The sequence below is a fragment of the Micromonospora sp. NPDC052213 genome, from assembly GCF_040679695.1.
Taxonomy (GTDB): domain Bacteria; phylum Actinomycetota; class Actinomycetes; order Mycobacteriales; family Micromonosporaceae; genus Micromonospora.
On sequence record NZ_JBFAVI010000174.1, the window covers coordinates 1 to 14931 of the forward strand.

Consider the following 14931-nt stretch of genomic DNA (forward strand, 5'->3'; position numbering starts at 1 on the left):
GGGTGGTGGCCTCCCAGTCCGAGGACCGGGCCCCTCGGCTCGGCTGCCGGATCGGCCGACGCCCGGCCCGGACGCGGCGGCCGTACCGGTGTCAGTCGGTGAGGACGACGCCCTGCTTCTCCAGGATCTGCCGGGCGCGGTCGAAGGAACTGAGGTCGATCACTTCGTCGGTGTCCAGCGTGACGCCGAACTCGTCCTCGATGGCGGCCACCAACGACATGTGCGCGAGCGAATCCCACTTCTCGATTCCGCGATATTCGAGACTGTCGACAACGGCGTCGTCGGAAAGCTCCAACGCCGCCCGGAAGACGACCCTCAGTCGCTGAAGTTCCACCGCGATTTCCTCCGTAACTGGTCCGCACGCGTCGACGTGCGGGCCGAGTGTAGCCGAGTTCGAAGGCCCCTCAACCTGGCCCTGAACTGGCGAAAAGTGTTTGCCTGCAAGGTGTTCCGCATTCACTCCAGGCGCGGCGACCGTTCACCGAGGGGCGTCGAGGTGTTAACCCGCCGGGTCTAGCGTCTCGATCCGGTCGACCGGGCAAGGTCGCCGCGGAAACAACCACGACCACGGGAGCACCAATTGAGCGAGTTGAATGGGTCTTCCATTCTGATCACCGGCGGAACCGGTTCCTTCGGGAAGACGTTCCTCCGGCACGTCCTCACCGAGGCCGACCCGGCCCGGGTGGTGGTGTTCTCCCGCGACGAACTCAAGCAGTACGAACTGCGCCAGCAGCTCGGCGACGACCCGCGGCTGCGCTGGTTCATCGGTGACGTCCGGGACCGGCACCGGCTGACCCGCGCGATGCACGGGGTGGACCACGTGGTGCACGCCGCCGCGCTCAAGCAGGTGGACACCGCCGAGTACAACCCGTCGGAGTTCATCGCCACCAACATCACCGGCTCCCAGCACGTCGTGGACGCGGCGATCGAGGCCGGCGTGAAGAAGGTCATCGCCCTCTCCACCGACAAGGCGTCCAGCCCGATCAACCTGTACGGCGCGACGAAGCTGGTCGGCGACAAGCTGTTCGTCTCGGCCAACCACTACGCCGCGCAGCACCCGACCCGGTTCGCGGTCGTCCGCTACGGCAACGTGGTCGGCAGCCGGGGCTCGGTCGTCCCGCTGTTCCGCCGGCTGGCCGCCGAGGGCAAGAGCCTGCCGGTCACCGACAAGCGGATGACCCGGTTCTGGATCACCCTCGACCAGGCGGTCCAGTTCGTCATGGACTCGTTCGACCAGATGCAGGGCGGCGAGCTGTTCGTCCCGCGGATTCCCAGCATGCGCATCCTCGACCTGGTCGAGGCCGTCGCCCCGGAGGCCACCACGCACGAGGTCGGCATCCGCCCCGGCGAGAAGCTGCACGAGGAGATGATCGCGCCGGACGACAGCCGCCGGACCCTGCGCGCGAAGGACCGGTACATCGTGCAGCCGACCATCGCCACCTGGGGCTACCAGCCGCCGGTCGGCTGCGAGCCGGTGCCGGACGGGTTCGCGTACCAGTCGGACAGCAACGACGAGTGGCTCAGCGTGGAGCACCTGCGCGACATGCTCGGCATCGCCGCATGACGGGGCTGCTCCCGTACGGCCGGCAGTCGGTGACCGAGGACGACGTCGCGGCCGTGGTCGCCGCCCTGCGCAGCGACTGGCTCACCACCGGCCCGCAGGTCGACGGGTTCGAGGCCGACCTGGCGGCGTGGACCGGCGGCGCCGGCTGCGCGGCGGTCTCCAACGGCACCGCGGCGCTGCACGTGGCGTACGCGGCGGCCGGGGTCGGCACCGGCGACGAGGTGGTCGTGCCGCCCATGACGTTCGTGGCGACCGCCAGCAGCGCGGTCGCCCTCGGCGCGAAGATCGTCTTCGCCGACGTCGAGGACGAGACGTTCACCCTCGACCCGGCGGCGGTCGCCGCGGCGACGACCAGCCGGACCCGGGTGGTGTCCGCCGTCGACTACGCCGGCCACCCGGCCGACTACGACGCGCTGCGCGCCGCGACGGCCGGCACGGACGCGCTGCTGCTCGCCGACGCCGCGCACTCGATCGGCGCCACCTACCGGGGGCGGCCGGTCGGCTCGCTGGCGGACCTGACCACGTTCTCGTTCTTCCCGACGAAGAACCTCACCACCGCCGAGGGCGGCGCGGTCGCCGCCACCGACCCGCACCTGCTGAAGCGGGCGCGCCGGTTCCGCAACATCGGCCTGGTCCGGGAGCGCGACGAACAACGCTGGCCGGACGAGGGCGGCTGGCACCAGGAGGTGCACGAGTTCGGGCTGAACTACCGGCTCCCCGACGTGCTCTGCGCGCTGGGCCGCAGCCAGTTGCGCCGGCTCGGCGACTTCCTGGCCCGCCGGGCCCGCCTGGTCGCCCGCTACGACGAGGCGCTGGCCGGCCTGCCCGGCGTGCTGACCCCGGGCCGGCGGTCCTGGGCCGCCCCGGCGTGGCACCTCTACCCGATCCGGGTGCTCGACGGGCGCCGCCGCGAGGTGTACGACCGGATGCGCGCCGCCGGCATCGGGGTGCAGGTCAACTACATCCCCGTGCACTGGCACCCGGCCTTCGCCGACCTGGGCTACCGGCGCGGGTCCTGCCCGGTGGCCGAGTCGTTCTACGAGCAGCAGCTGTCCCTGCCGCTGTTCCCGGACCTCACCGAGGCCGACCAGGACCGCGTCATCGACGCCCTCGGCACGGCGCTGCGCGCCGCCACGGCGCGTTCCGCCGCCTGAGGGGACCCGATGCACCACGCGAACCACTTCTACGGCCACGCCCACGTGCTGGCCCGCTACGCCGGGCTGGGCGACGGCCATCCGCCCCGGATCAACGGGTACGTCCAGCACGGCTGGAACATCGGCGACGGCCTCGCCCCCGGCCACCCGTACGCCGAGCGGACCCCGAGCCTGCTGTGGTCGGAGCAGACCCGGCGGCGGGCCTGGTCGGTGGGGCGGCGCAACGTGACCGTCATCGGGGCGCCCTTCGCGTACCTGCTGGCCATGCGGCCGGAGGACCCGCCGGAGTCGGAGCGGGAGGGCACCATCTGGTACCCGTTCCACGGTTGGGAGGGTCAGCACGTGCGGGGCGACCACCGGGAGCTGATCGCCCGCATCCGGGACACCGAACCCGGCCCGGTCACGGTCTGCCTCTACTGGCACGAGTACGGCATGCGCCGGGTGCGCCGGCTCTACGAGAACGCCGGCTTCCGGGTGATCTGCCACGGCTACCGCGGCCACTGGTGGAAGGACACCGATCCGCTCTTCCTCGACAAGCAGCTCACCGAGCTGCGCCGGCACCGGCGGGTGGCGTCGAACCGGCTGACCAGCGCCATCTTCTACGGCATCGCCGCCGGCTGCGAGCCGGCCGTGTACGGCGACCCGATGGTGCTCGCGGACGAGGACCCCACCTTCGGCGGGACCGCCCGGATCCGCCGCCAGTGGCCGGAGCTGCACGGCGAACAGGTGGACCTGCCCACCGCCGTCTCGATCGCCCGCGCCGAGCTGGGCACCGACCACCGCTGCACGCCGGCCGAGCTGCGCGAGCTGCTCGGGTGGGCGAACCTCCAGGAGGAGAAGAGTGACGACTGAGACGGCGCCGCGGATCGCGCTGCCGGGCGGGGAGATGCTGGCCTGGTCCGACCTGCCGGCGGAGCGCCTGGCCGAGGGCGGGCCGCTGGCGGCGCTGGCCGCCCGCGTGGTGCCCGCCGGCGCGCGGGTGCTGCTGGCCGGGCCGCACGACCCCGCGCTGCTCGACCGGCTGGCACACGCCGAGGTGACCTGCCTGCTGCGCAGCCACCCCGACGGGGTCGCCCTCGCCGAGCGCGCCGCGCAGGTCGTGGTGGCCGGCCCGGCCGGGCTGCCGACGGGCGAGCGGTTCGACGTGGTGATCGCCGGCGCCGGCCTGGACGCGGTCGAGTCGGTGGAGGGGACGCGGCTCGGCTGGGCCGGCGTGCTCGACCGGCTCACGGCGGCCCTGCGCCCCGGCGGCGTGCTGCTGCTGCGCCTGGACAACCCGCTCGGCCTGCACCGGCTCGTCGCCACCTCTCCCTGGTACGCCGGGCGTGACGACTCCGCCTGGATGATCGGCGGGGTGCTCGACGCGGACCGCCCGGCCAACCTGGAGCAGTTGCGCGGGCGGCTGGGTGCCCGGGGGCTGCGCGCGGACGCCTGCTTCGCCGCGTACCCGCACCCGGCGGCGCCGACCGCGCTGGTCGACACGGGCGCGTTGGCTCGGCGGACCACGTCCGGGTTCCTCGACGCGGCGCTGCACGGCGCGTGCTCCCGCGCCGGTGCCCGGGACACGGTGCTCCAGGACCCGGCCCGGCTCGCGGTCGACGCGCTGCACGCCGGCCGGGCGGGCGAGCTGGCGCCGGCCTGGCTGGTGCTCGCCCGCAGGTCCGACGACCCCGCCGCCGCGGACCCGGCCGGCACGGACCCCGCCGCCGCCGCAGGCCCTGCCGGCACCGACCCGGCGGTTGCGGACCCGGCCGCCCGGGGGCGCGCCGACCTGCCCGTGGCCCTGGTGCAGACCGGGCCACCCGGGGCCGGCGTGGTCGAGGTGGTCGACGGCCCGGACGGCTGGCGGTGGCGGGCCGCCAGGGCGGAGACCCGGGGCGGGCCGGCGGCGCCGTTCGCCAGCCGGCTGGCCGCGTACCGGGACCCGGGGGCGCTCACCGGGCCGGTGCCGGACGGGCGCCTGCTGCGCACCCTGCTGCTGGACGGCTGCCTGCGGCGGGACACGGACGCGCTGCGCCGGCTCCTGCGCGGGTACGCGCGTTGGCTCGCCGGGCAGGTCGACGCCGACGGCCGGCTCGCCGGCCCGTTCGGGCTGGCCAGCGTGGACAACGTCGTCGTGGCCGGGGACGCCTACGCGGTGCTCGACCCGAGCTGGCGGGCCGCCGAACCGCTCGCCGTGGACGTGGTGCTCGCCCGGAGCCTGTGGCGCTTCGCCGCCGAGCTGCTCACCGGCGGATACGCCCACCCGTGGACGTCCACGCTGGACGTGGCGGGCCTGACCGTGGTGCTCGGCGGCGTCGCCGGTCACGACCTGGACCGGCCGACCGTCGCCGCGGCCGTGGAGGCCGAGGCGGCGATCGCCGCCGCCCTGCACGGGCTGGACGCGGACGGACGCGTCGCCCTCGCCACCGAACTGCGGGCCGTCGAGCCGACCGACCCGCCGATCGGCAGTCGCAGCTACCAGCAGTTGCGGGAGGCGTGGCTGCGTCAGCGCGAGGAGCTGACCCGGCTGGCCGCGCTGCTCAAGTGGACCGAGGAACTGCTCACCTCGCGGGAGCGGGCGCTGCGCCGCGCCGACGCGACGATCCACCTGCTGAGCGGCTCGCTCAGCTACCGGGTGGGCCGGCTGGCCATCGCCCCGGCGCGGATCGCGAAGCGGGGCGCCCGGGCGGCCAAGCGCCGGGCCCGGCAGGCCCTCGCCCCGAAGCCGGAGGAGAACCAGTGACCGACACACCGACCGCCGGCACCCCGGCGGCGCCCGGCCCGACCGGCACCGTTTTCCCGTCGACGGCGGGCGAGACCGGCACCGGCCCACGGATCGTGGGCGTCGTGCAGGCCCGGATGGGCTCGTCCCGGCTGCCCGGCAAGGTGCTCCGGCCGCTCGCCGGGCGCAGCGTCCTCGGCCGGGTGGTGCGGGCCGCGCGGGAGAGCGGCGTCCTCGCCGACCTGGTGGTCGCCACCAGCACCGAGCCCGCCGACGACGCGGTGGTGGCCGAGTGCGACCGGCTGGGCGTGGCGTGGCACCGGGGCCCCGTCGACGACGTGCTCACCCGCTTCGTCGGCGCGCTGGACGCCCACCCCGGCGACGCGGTGATGCGCTTCACCGCCGACTGCCCGCTGCTCGACCCCGAGATCATCACGCTGGTCACGGCGGTCTGGCGCGCGGTGCCCGGGCTCGACTACGCCAGCACGTCCATCGCCCGCACCCTCCCCCGGGGCCTCGACGTCGAGATCGTCCGGGCGGACACGCTGCGGACGCTGGACCGGCTCGCCACCGACCACCACCGGGTGCACGTGACCTCGTACGCGTACTCCCGTCCGGAGCTGTTCCGGGTGCTCGGGGTGACGCTCACCCCGGACCGGTCGGACCTGCGGCTCACGCTCGACACCGAGGCCGACTGGACCCTGGTGCGGGCGGTGACCGACCATTTCGGGGACGTCAGCGTGCCGCTGGCCAAGCTCGCCGACTGGCTCGACGGGCAACCGGCGCTGCGCGCCGTCAACGCCGGCGTACGACAGAAGCGGCTGGAGGAGTCCTGAGCACCGTACGCGTCGGACTGCGCTGCGACGCCGGGCCACGGCGCGGCGTCGGGCACCTGGTCCGCTGCCTCGCCCTCGGCGAGGAGTTCCTCGCCCGGGGGGCCTCGGTCGAGATGTTCGGCACCGTCGAGCGGGTCGGCTGGGCGGGCGCGCAACTGGCCGCCCGCGGCATCCCGCTGCACCCCGGCCCGGAGACCCCGCAGGAACTGGTGGCGACCGCGCGCCGGCACGCGCTGGACGTCATGGTGCTCGACTCCTACGAGCTGGACCCGGCCGGGGCGGGCGCGCTGCGCGCGGCGGGCGTGCTGACCCTGGCCGTCGTCGACGGCGACACCCGGGGGCAGGACGCCGACCTCTACCTGGACCAGAACTTCGGCGCGGCGACCGTCGCGCCGGCCGGCCGGCTGCTCGCCGGCACCGCGTACGCCCTGCTGCGGGACTCGGTGGTGGCCGCCCGGCCGGCGGCGCCCCGGCCCGCGACGGCGGTGGGCCGGCCGCGGGTGCTGGCGTTCTTCGGCGGCACCGACGCGGTCGGGGCGGCCCCGGTGCTGACCAGGGTGCTGCTGGCCACCGGGCACCCGATGGACCTCACCGTCGTGGTCGGCCGCCCGGAGGTGGAGTCGGAACTGGCGGTGGTGCCGCCGGGGCGGGGACAGTCGCTGCGCCCGGTGCCGCCCACCGACGAGCTGCCCGCGCTGATCGGCGCGGCGGACCTGGTGGTGAGCGCGGCCGGCACGTCGACCTGGGAGCTGTGCTGCCTCGGCGCCCCGTCCGCGCTGGTCTGCGTCGTGGACAACCAGCGGGAGTCGTACCAGCGGGTGGTCGCGCACGGTCTCGTCGCCGGCCTCGGCGAGCTGCCGGAGCTGGCCGCCGCCGGCGTGCCGGGGCGGGCGGCGCGGGCCGCCGCCGCCCGGACCCTCACCGGGCTGCTCGCCTCCCCGGAACGCCGCGCCGCACTCTCCGCCCGCGCCTGGTCCACCGTGGACGGCATGGGCCGGGGCCGGGTGGCCGACGCGGTGCTCGCCGCCCTGGCCGCCACGCCGGCCTGATCCCGGAGGGGAGCTGCCGGCGCTGCTGGGATCAGACGAGGCGTTGGATGCGCACCTTCGGCCTCTCGTTCCTCAGGTGGCCCAGCTTGTGCTGGCGGACCTGCTCGTCCCACACCTCCTGGTCGTAGTCCGGGTCCGGCGGGATCCACTTGTGGGAGCCGTCGCTGTAGTGGAACTTCTCGTCGCCGGCCCGCAGGATGCTCACCGGGTCCAGCCGAGGAAGCGCCGGTGCAGGGTGCCGGCCGGAGCCCAGGTCAGGTCCTCGGCGGCGCGGACGAACTGCGCCCCCATGTACAGCGCCAGCGACATCGGGGCGTCCGCGAACTCCGCCCGCAACTCCTGGCGACGGGTCCGGCAGGGCCAGGGAGCCCCGCACCCGCCGCAGCTCCAGACCGGCAGCACCGGGCCGTGGGTGGTCACGCTTCAACCTCCAGGAAGCGGGCCATGATCGCCCGGGCCTGCCGGCTGGTCGCCCAGTCCATCTGCCAGCACGGGTACGGCACCAGCCGCGACCACCACACCCGGCAACCGACGCACATTCCGTCGAGTCCGCAGACGTGAGCCGCGAGGATCGCCCGTTCCTGGTCGTTCACCTGGCTTCCCCTGCCGGCCGGTCGCCGTTGTCCCGCAGCCGCTCCGCCTGGTCGAGCAACCGCCGCCGCGCGGCTTCCTGTTCGGCGGCCTGGTGGCGCTGGCCGGCGCCCGACGGTGGGTGCGAGTCAGGCTGTCGCAGTAGCCACCGCACGACGCCACGCAGCTCGGACCACATCGCCACAGGTTCCGCCTTCCTCTGGGCAGGGAGGGAAGGGTGGCGACGGCAGCGCAGACGTCAGGCGCCGTGCCAGGGCCGGCACCGCCGCCACCCGGCGGACGCGACCGGCCAAGCACCTGCTTCCTGCTGTCGCGTCCTGATCAGGACGTTATGGACGGCACGGTGCGTGATGGAACACCTACGCACCACTATTGGCCGGAGACCCCCATGCGCTCGCACAGGCCCCGCAGCTCGGTGGAGACGAACCCTCGACGCAGCAGCCCGCGCGTGATCTCCCGCGCCGCCGTCGATGACCGAGCGTGCTGCGGACCGACCCGTTCGGCGGCGAGCAGCATCCGCACCGCGTCTCGCTCCCGCCCAGCCGCCACCACCGCGCGGGACATGTCCAGCCAGAAGTACACCTGACGCACCGCCGGCAGTTCGGCCGCGACCACTCCTGCGGCCGTCCGCAACGCCTCCTGCGGGCGACCCGTGTCGAGCTGGTAGGCCATCCGCCACAACGCCACGTTTCGCGGCCCCCAGGCCAGATCCCAGCTCGTCGTCTCGCCGGTGTGCGCGGCGATCCGGGCCGCCTCGGCGAGATGATCCTCGGCCGCAGTCTGGTCCTTCATGCCAGCGAGGTGATGCGCGCGGGCCAGGTGCAGGAATCCGAGCACGTCCAACGCCGTGGCCGCGCCACTGCCGTCCAGGTCCGCCCCGGCCCGGTCGCAGTACGCCCGGGCCGGACCGTACGCGCCGGTGTAGGCCGACACCCGGGCGCGGTTCGCCGCCGCCACCCCCACCGCAACCGGATCGTCGAGCAGGGCCGCCGCCTCGGCACACCGCTCGGCGGCCAACCAGGCGTGCGCCGAATAGCCGATGTTCAGCAACGAACCCATCGCCACGCCGTAGACCGGCACCATCAACCGGTACGCCGCCCGCTGATCGGTCACCCCGTGCAGGGCGGGCAGCAGGTCCACCAGCCGACGCAGGGCTCCGGCGTAGTCACATCGGCCGTAGAGATCGCGCACCAACGCCGACTCCCGGGCCACCTGCTCCACAGTGGCGGCCCCGACGACCGGCGGCGCGGCGAACGGGTGGGCCATCATCATCCGCCACACTCGTTCGGCGTCGATACGCGCGCCATCCAACTGCCGGTCAGCAGGCGTGTACGACTGCCCTGTCAGGTCGAACACCGAGCACTCCAGGGCGGCGGCCAGGTCGACCACCATGTACCGATCCGTGCGCTGGACACCGCGCTCGATACGCGACCACGTCGTGTGCGAGATGCCCGCGCGACTCGCGGCGTGCCGGATGCTCCAGCCACGCAACTCACGACGGGCCCGGATGCGGTCGCCCACGGACGGATCAGCGGGTATGGCTCGGCGAGGCACAGCCATCTCCTCGGACAGCGGTCAGTGCGGCGGGCAGCCGAGCACGACAACCGGCAACCGCGCCGCCACCGACGGTACTCCTGGTTGATGGCGCTTCGCGGACCGCCACCAGCGCCACTGGCGGGATAGCTCTGAAAAGACCGTCTCACGGCGAGAACCGCCTTCGAGCTGGACGGGCTGAGGGGATTTGAACCCCTGACCATTACTTGCTGTCAGTGCTGCTGTCGTCGGCCAGGGGAATCAGTCGGATTCGGCAAGCCCTGCGACCAGGCGAGCAGCCGGCGGACCACAGCCAGGCTCAGCCCCTCGGCAGGGTCGATATCGACAAGGAGGGTGGGTGCCGCACGGGCATCGGCCCATGCCCGCGCCTCCGTCGTCAGCGCGTCATCAATCCAGGCCACCGGACGTGAGCCGACGTACGCGGCCACGGCGGGCACCTTCTCGCGCGGTTCGAACGGGCCCGACGGAAGGCTGATGACCGGCAGTTGCGGAAGACGCAGTACCGGCGCGAGGAGCCGGTTCGCTTCCGCCCCCACCCGGTGGCCCACACCATCTCGAACCGTTCGCCCAGCTCTCGGAGCCAATCCGCGTGAGCTGGGCACAGCCGTACCGGAGCCTCCCCCGGAAAGAACTGGAACTCCTGGTAGCTGACCGGACACTGGTCTCCCGCGAACGGATTCAGGACACCGTCCACGTCCAGCAGAAGCAACGGGAGGTCGCGCGCCACGGCGCTCAGGATACGGAGTCGGGCGTGCCGGGCAGCCTCAAGCGGCGGGAAAGCTGTCGTCGTCAGGGCAGCAGGTCGAGGGTGACCCGGGAGCGCAGCTCCGGGCGCTCGGCCAGGAGCCGCTCGACGACCGCCGCGGCCTCCGGGCCGGTGGCGAGGAAGCGGATCGGCCGCCGTTCCTGCTCGACCAGGGCCGCCGAGCGGGCCGGCTCGGACAGCGGCAGGTTGTAGAACGCGGGCGCGGAGGCGCCGTGGGTGCCCTGGAGGGTGGCGAGGAAGAGCGTCTCGAGGTAGCCCTCCCGCCGGTGCTCGCTGACCACGACCGTGACCTCGCCGTCGCGGACCGGCGCGTGGGCCAGCGCGCGGACGGTCACGTCGGCCTGCCTCGGCCGGTCCAGCAGGCCGGACCACCAGGCCGCCGCCCAGGTGGTGGTACGGGCGCCGAACGGCTGGGCGAAGATCCCGCCGCCGCGCGCCAGGCCGGCCACCCCGGCCGTCGCCGCCACCAGCGACAACGCGACGAGCGCCCGGGCGACCGGGCCGGACCGGCCCGGGGGCCGCCGCGCGCGCCACGGGACCGGCCGCAGCAGGAACACCGCGCCCGCCCCGACGAACAGGACCACCAGCAGCAGGTGCAGGGTCTTGCCGTAGTAGTAGCGCGGGTCGGTGCCCTGCAGGGCGAACCAGAGGTGGAAGCCGGCCGCGAAGGCCAGCGCCGCGGCCAGGGCGCCCGCGTACCGGCGCCACACTGGCAGCCGCAGGCCGCCGGCGAGCAGCCCCGCGGCGACCACGCCGGTCAGCGCCAGGTAGGCGTCGTAGCGCGGGAAGACGCCGCCGCCGGTGGCGGCGTTGTCGACCTGGTCGGTGAAGAGCAGGCCCGCCACGCTCGGCAGCGGCGTGAGCACGGCCGTGGCCAGGGCCACCACGCCGGCCAGCCAGGGCCGCCGGCGCACCGCCCGCCGGTGCCGGACCAGCCAGGCCAGCACCAGCGCCCCGACCACCGGCAGGAACATCAGGTACGCGAACCCGATCCCGACGCAGAGCGCCCCGAGCAGGCAGAGCTGGGTGCCGGTGCGGGCCACCGGGCGGCACACCAGCGCGACCAGGATCGCGGTCAGCGCCAGGCCGAGGCTCTCCCCCGGGTAGCCGTACACCACGAAGCGGGCCAGCTCCGAGCCCAGGGCGAGCGCGGTGACCGCGCCGGCCAGGGCGGCGGCGCGCAGCGGGTCGAGCAGTCGGCCGGCGATCCGCGCGGCGGCCCAGAGCACCGCGAGCACCAGCAGGGCGTACGCGGCCAGCGACCAGCCGAGGTAGTGGTCCAGGGTGCTCGTCGCCGAGCCGGGCGCGGTCGAGGAACGCAGGAAGCCGTCCAGCAGCGCGGCCGTCACGTGGAAGCCCTGCGGGTACCAGACCATCGCCTCGGGTGCGATCCGGGCCGCGCCGTCCGGGTCGCTGAACAGGTAGCCGCCGACCGCCCGGATGCCCTCCACGGCGGCCAGGTGCCGGCTGTTGTCCTCGCCCGTCATCGCGTACGCGAGCCGGCCGGCCAGTCCGTCGGCGCGCAGGTAGGGCCAGGCCAGGGCCAGGGTCGCCAGCGCCGCCGCGACGACCGGCGCCGCGTCGGCCGCCACCGGGCGGGGCAGGCGCGGCCGGACCCTGGTGACCAGGGCGAGGCCGAGCAGCACGGTCAGCGCCGTGCCGGCCACCGGGACCGGGTGCAGGCCCCACGGCCAGACCGAGAAGAGCAGGGCGGCGGCGCAGAGCGCCCCGAGCAGCAGCGCCGTCGCCAGCACCAGCCGGTCCAGCAGGGTGCGCCCGACCCGCAGCAGCGCGGCCGTCAGCACGAGCACGAGCGGCGGGAGCACGGCGGCCACGCCCAGCGCGTACGCCAGCACCGGGACGACCCAGGCGGCGGCGAGCCAACCGACGACGGCCGCGGGTCGGCGGGCCGGGCGGACCGGGGTCGCCTGCGGCGGGGCCGCCGGGCGGGGCGCCACCGGCACGCGGGTGGAACTGCTCTGCACTGGTCGTCTCCTCGGCGCGCGGCCCGCCCGGGCCCGGACGGAGCCGCCTCACGGTAGGGGCGGCCCGCCGACGCCGGGCGACGCCGACGTGTGCGCCAGGTGACGGGCGGGCGACGAGATCCCCCGCGTCGTACACCTGTGCCAATCGGGGCGGTAGGCTGGGCGGATGACCGGGGCCGCCTACCAGCCGTCGATGCTGGACCTGACCGACGCGGGGCCGTCGCTGGGTCCGCTGGCCGGCCGGCTGCGCCGGCACCCGCTCACCCGGGGCGCGTGGGTCGACCACCTCCCCGGCTGGGTCGCCGGCTCCGACCAGGTCTTCGACACGCTGCTGCGGGACGTGCCGTGGCGGGCCGAGCGCCGCACGATGTACGACTCCGAGGTCGACGTACCGCGGCTGCTGTGCTGGTATTCCGGCCACCGGCCGCTGCCGCACCCGCTGCTCACGCAGGCACGCGCCGCGCTCACCCGGCACTACGCCCCCGAGCTGGGCGAGCCCTTCGTCACCGCCGGCATGTGCCTCTACCGCTCCGGCCGGGACAGCGTCGCCTGGCACGGCGACACCCAGGGCCGCTCCGCGCACACCGACACGATGGTCGCCATCGTCTCGTTCGGCTCGCCACGCACGCTGCTGCTGCGCCCCCGGGGCGGCGGCGACAGCCTGCGCTTCCCGCTCGGGCACGGCGACCTCGTGGTGATGGGCGGCTCCTGCCAGCGCACCTGGGAGCACGCGGTGCCGAAGACCGTCCGCCCCGTCGGGCCCCGGGTCAGCGTCCAGTTCCGGCCCGCCGGCGTCGCCTGAGCCACCCTCGGTCACGGTGCTGCTGCCGTGCCTCAACGAGGCTGAGACGCTGGAGGTCAGTCCGACCCCGACCACGACCGGGTCCTCACCGGCAGATAACCCCGCCGCGCCCACCCCGCCCGCCGGCTCCGGTCGGCCTCCGGGCGCTCCGCGCCACCCCGGCCTCGGCCCGTCTCTGGTCCGGTCCGCCGATCACGCACTTCCCGCCGGGACGAAAGGGGCACCGTGTGCATGACAGGGCTCAGGTGCGGGACCGATCGTGCCTGGTGGCCGGGGTGGCGGGTGGGGTGAGGCGGCGCTCTGCTAGAAACGACTCCTGGGTTTCGTCAGCGCCCCCGTCACCTCTTGACGACGCGAAGGGCGACGCATGACCAAGTCCTCCACCGAGCCGCGCTCCCGCTGGTCCGCCTGGGCGGTCCACGGCGACGGCCGGTCCATCCGCCCCGGCGACGTGGTCCACCCCGACGAACGGCTGTCCTGGCCGCGCACGCTCGGCGTCGGCGTGCAGCACGTCGTGGCCATGTTCGGCGCCACCTTCACGGTGCCGCTGATCACCGGTTTCCCGCCGGCGACCACCCTCTTCTTCTCCGGGCTCGGCACGCTGCTGTTCCTGCTGATCACCGGCAACCGGCTGCCCTCGTACCTCGGCTCGTCGTTCGCCTTCATCGCGCCGGTGCTGGCCGCGAAGGCCGGCGGGGACATCGGTCCGGCGCTGGGCGGCATCGTCGTGGCCGGCGTCGCGCTGGCCGTCGTCGGGCTGGTCGTTCAGCTCGCCGGGTCGCGCTGGATCGACGCGCTGATGCCGCCGGTCGTCACCGGCGCGATCGTCGCGCTGATCGGCCTGAACCTCGCCCCGGTCGCGTGGGACGGCGGCGGCAGCGGCACCGGGGTGAAGGCGCAGCCGCTGATCGCGGTGGTGACCCTGGCCGCGATCCTGCTCGCCACGGTCGCCTTCCGGGGCTTCCTGGCCAGGCTGTCCATCCTGCTGGGTGTGCTGGTCGGCTGGCTGCTCGCCGCCGCGCTCGGCGACCTGGACCCGAAGGCGGTCGACGGGCTGCGGGACGCCGCCTGGGTCGGCCTGCCGGAGTTCCACGCGCCGAGCTTCAGCCTGCGCGCGGTGGTGCTGGTGATCCCGGTGATCCTGGTGCTGATCGCCGAGAACGCCGGGCACGTCAAGGCGGTCGCCGCGATGACCGGCCGCAACCTGGACCGGGACATGGGCCGGGCGTTCCTGGGCGACGGGCTGGCCACCGTGCTCGCCGGCTCCGGCGGCGGCTCCGGCACCACCACGTACGCGGAGAACATCGGCGTGATGGCCGCGACCCGGGTCTACTCCACCGCCGCGTACTGGGTGGCCGGCGTGGCGGCGGTGTTGCTGGGGCTCAGCCCGAAGTTCGGCGCGCTGATCCTCACCGTTCCGGCCGGCGTGCTCGGCGGCGCCACCACCGCCCTCTACGGCCTCATCGCGATCCTCGGCGCCCGGATCTGGATCGAGAACCGGGTGGACTTCCACGACCCGGTGAACCTGATGACGGCGGCGGTCGCGGTGATCGTCGGCGCGGCCAACTACACCCTCACCGCCGGCGACCTCTCCTTCAACGGCATCGCCCTGGGCACCGCCGCCGCCCTGGTCGTCTACCACGGCATGCGCCTGGTGGCCCGCCTCCGCGGCACCACCCCCACCCCCCGCCACACCCCCGAACCCGAACTCTGACCCCGGCCCGGAGCGCCCGTTGATCATTAGGTTGTTGTCCTCGACCCCGGCGTGTCGCGGCAACAACTTCATGATCGACGCGGGGAGTGGGCGGGGCGGGAGGGTGGACGGTCGAGGGGGGGGGGGGGGGGAGGCGCCCGGCCCCCCCCCCCGGGCCGGGGTGAGTAGCGTATGTGAGGGTGGGGGGCGTCGGGGGGGGCGCGCGTGAAGGC

At 74.7% G+C, this 14931-nt stretch carries 14 protein-coding genes and 1 pseudogene; 8 read left to right on the forward strand and 7 right to left on the reverse strand.

Annotation, left to right across the window (positions count from 1 at the left end; all coding sequences use genetic code 11):
* Window positions 1–91: 91 nt before the first annotated feature.
* Window positions 92–334 (reverse strand): phosphopantetheine-binding protein, encoded by a 243-nt coding sequence (locus tag AB0L34_RS28280; RefSeq protein ID WP_363708062.1) that lies wholly within the window; start codon window positions 332–334, stop codon window positions 92–94.
* A gap of 246 nt (window positions 335–580) precedes the next feature.
* On the opposite strand from AB0L34_RS28280, the gene pseB reads away from it, so the two are divergent.
* From pseB to AB0L34_RS28310, 6 genes are all read left to right on the forward strand, one after another.
* Window positions 581–1564, forward strand: a complete 984-nt coding sequence (gene pseB, locus AB0L34_RS28285) for a UDP-N-acetylglucosamine 4,6-dehydratase (inverting) (protein WP_350706545.1) — start codon at window positions 581–583, stop codon at window positions 1562–1564.
* A complete protein-coding gene (locus AB0L34_RS28290; RefSeq protein ID WP_363708064.1) occupies window positions 1561–2718 on the forward strand; it encodes a DegT/DnrJ/EryC1/StrS family aminotransferase in 1158 nt (385 codons plus the stop codon). Before pseB ends, AB0L34_RS28290 begins: the two co-directional genes overlap by 4 nt.
* A gap of 9 nt (window positions 2719–2727) precedes the next feature.
* A complete protein-coding gene (locus tag AB0L34_RS28295; RefSeq protein ID WP_350685080.1) occupies window positions 2728–3570 on the forward strand; it encodes a hypothetical protein in 843 nt (280 codons plus the stop codon).
* Window positions 3560–5443, forward strand: coding sequence for a class I SAM-dependent methyltransferase (locus AB0L34_RS28300; protein WP_363708066.1), 1884 nt, complete (start codon window positions 3560–3562; stop codon window positions 5441–5443). The genes AB0L34_RS28295 and AB0L34_RS28300 overlap by 11 nt, the downstream gene beginning before the upstream one ends.
* 92 nt (window positions 5444–5535) lie before the next feature.
* Window positions 5536–6258, forward strand: a complete 723-nt coding sequence (locus AB0L34_RS28305) for a glycosyltransferase family protein (RefSeq protein ID WP_363708081.1) — start codon at window positions 5536–5538, stop codon at window positions 6256–6258.
* Complete coding sequence (locus tag AB0L34_RS28310) at window positions 6255–7307, forward strand: spore coat protein (protein ID WP_363708083.1); 1053 nt, start codon at window positions 6255–6257, stop codon at window positions 7305–7307. Before AB0L34_RS28305 ends, AB0L34_RS28310 begins: the two co-directional genes overlap by 4 nt.
* 31 nt (window positions 7308–7338) lie before the next feature.
* Here AB0L34_RS28310 and AB0L34_RS28315 read toward each other — a convergent pair whose 3' ends face one another.
* The 6 genes and pseudogenes from AB0L34_RS28315 to AB0L34_RS28340 form a co-directional block, all read right to left on the reverse strand.
* Window positions 7339–7512 carry a hypothetical protein gene (locus AB0L34_RS28315; protein ID WP_363708068.1) on the reverse strand — a complete coding sequence of 58 codons (174 nt, stop codon included), beginning with the start codon at window positions 7510–7512 and terminating at the stop codon, window positions 7339–7341.
* A complete protein-coding gene (locus AB0L34_RS28320) occupies window positions 7509–7727 on the reverse strand; it encodes a hypothetical protein (RefSeq protein WP_363708070.1) in 219 nt (72 codons plus the stop codon). Before AB0L34_RS28320 ends, AB0L34_RS28315 begins: the two co-directional genes overlap by 4 nt.
* Window positions 7724–7900 (reverse strand): annotated as a pseudogene (locus AB0L34_RS28325) (hypothetical protein); the annotation flags it as partial. The pseudogene AB0L34_RS28325 and the gene AB0L34_RS28320, both read right to left, overlap by 4 nt.
* Window positions 7901–8267: 367 nt before the next feature.
* On the reverse strand, window positions 8268–9419 hold the full coding sequence (locus AB0L34_RS28330) for a helix-turn-helix transcriptional regulator (protein ID WP_363708072.1): 1152 nt from the start codon (window positions 9417–9419) through the stop codon (window positions 8268–8270).
* Between the two features lie 245 nt (window positions 9420–9664).
* Complete coding sequence (locus AB0L34_RS28335) at window positions 9665–9988, reverse strand: hypothetical protein (protein WP_363708073.1); 324 nt, start codon at window positions 9986–9988, stop codon at window positions 9665–9667.
* 253 nt (window positions 9989–10241) lie between these two features.
* Window positions 10242–12203, reverse strand: coding sequence for a hypothetical protein (locus tag AB0L34_RS28340; RefSeq protein ID WP_363708076.1), 1962 nt, complete (start codon window positions 12201–12203; stop codon window positions 10242–10244).
* 166 nt (window positions 12204–12369) lie between these two features.
* Here AB0L34_RS28340 and AB0L34_RS28345 point away from each other — a divergent pair, with 166 nt between their 5' ends.
* Both AB0L34_RS28345 and AB0L34_RS28350 read left to right on the forward strand, forming a co-directional pair.
* Window positions 12370–13005, forward strand: a complete 636-nt coding sequence (locus AB0L34_RS28345) for an alpha-ketoglutarate-dependent dioxygenase AlkB (protein ID WP_363708078.1) — start codon at window positions 12370–12372, stop codon at window positions 13003–13005.
* A gap of 367 nt (window positions 13006–13372) precedes the next feature.
* Complete coding sequence (locus AB0L34_RS28350) at window positions 13373–14719, forward strand: solute carrier family 23 protein (protein ID WP_363708079.1); 1347 nt, start codon at window positions 13373–13375, stop codon at window positions 14717–14719.
* The last annotated feature ends 212 nt before the right edge of the window (window positions 14720–14931 follow it).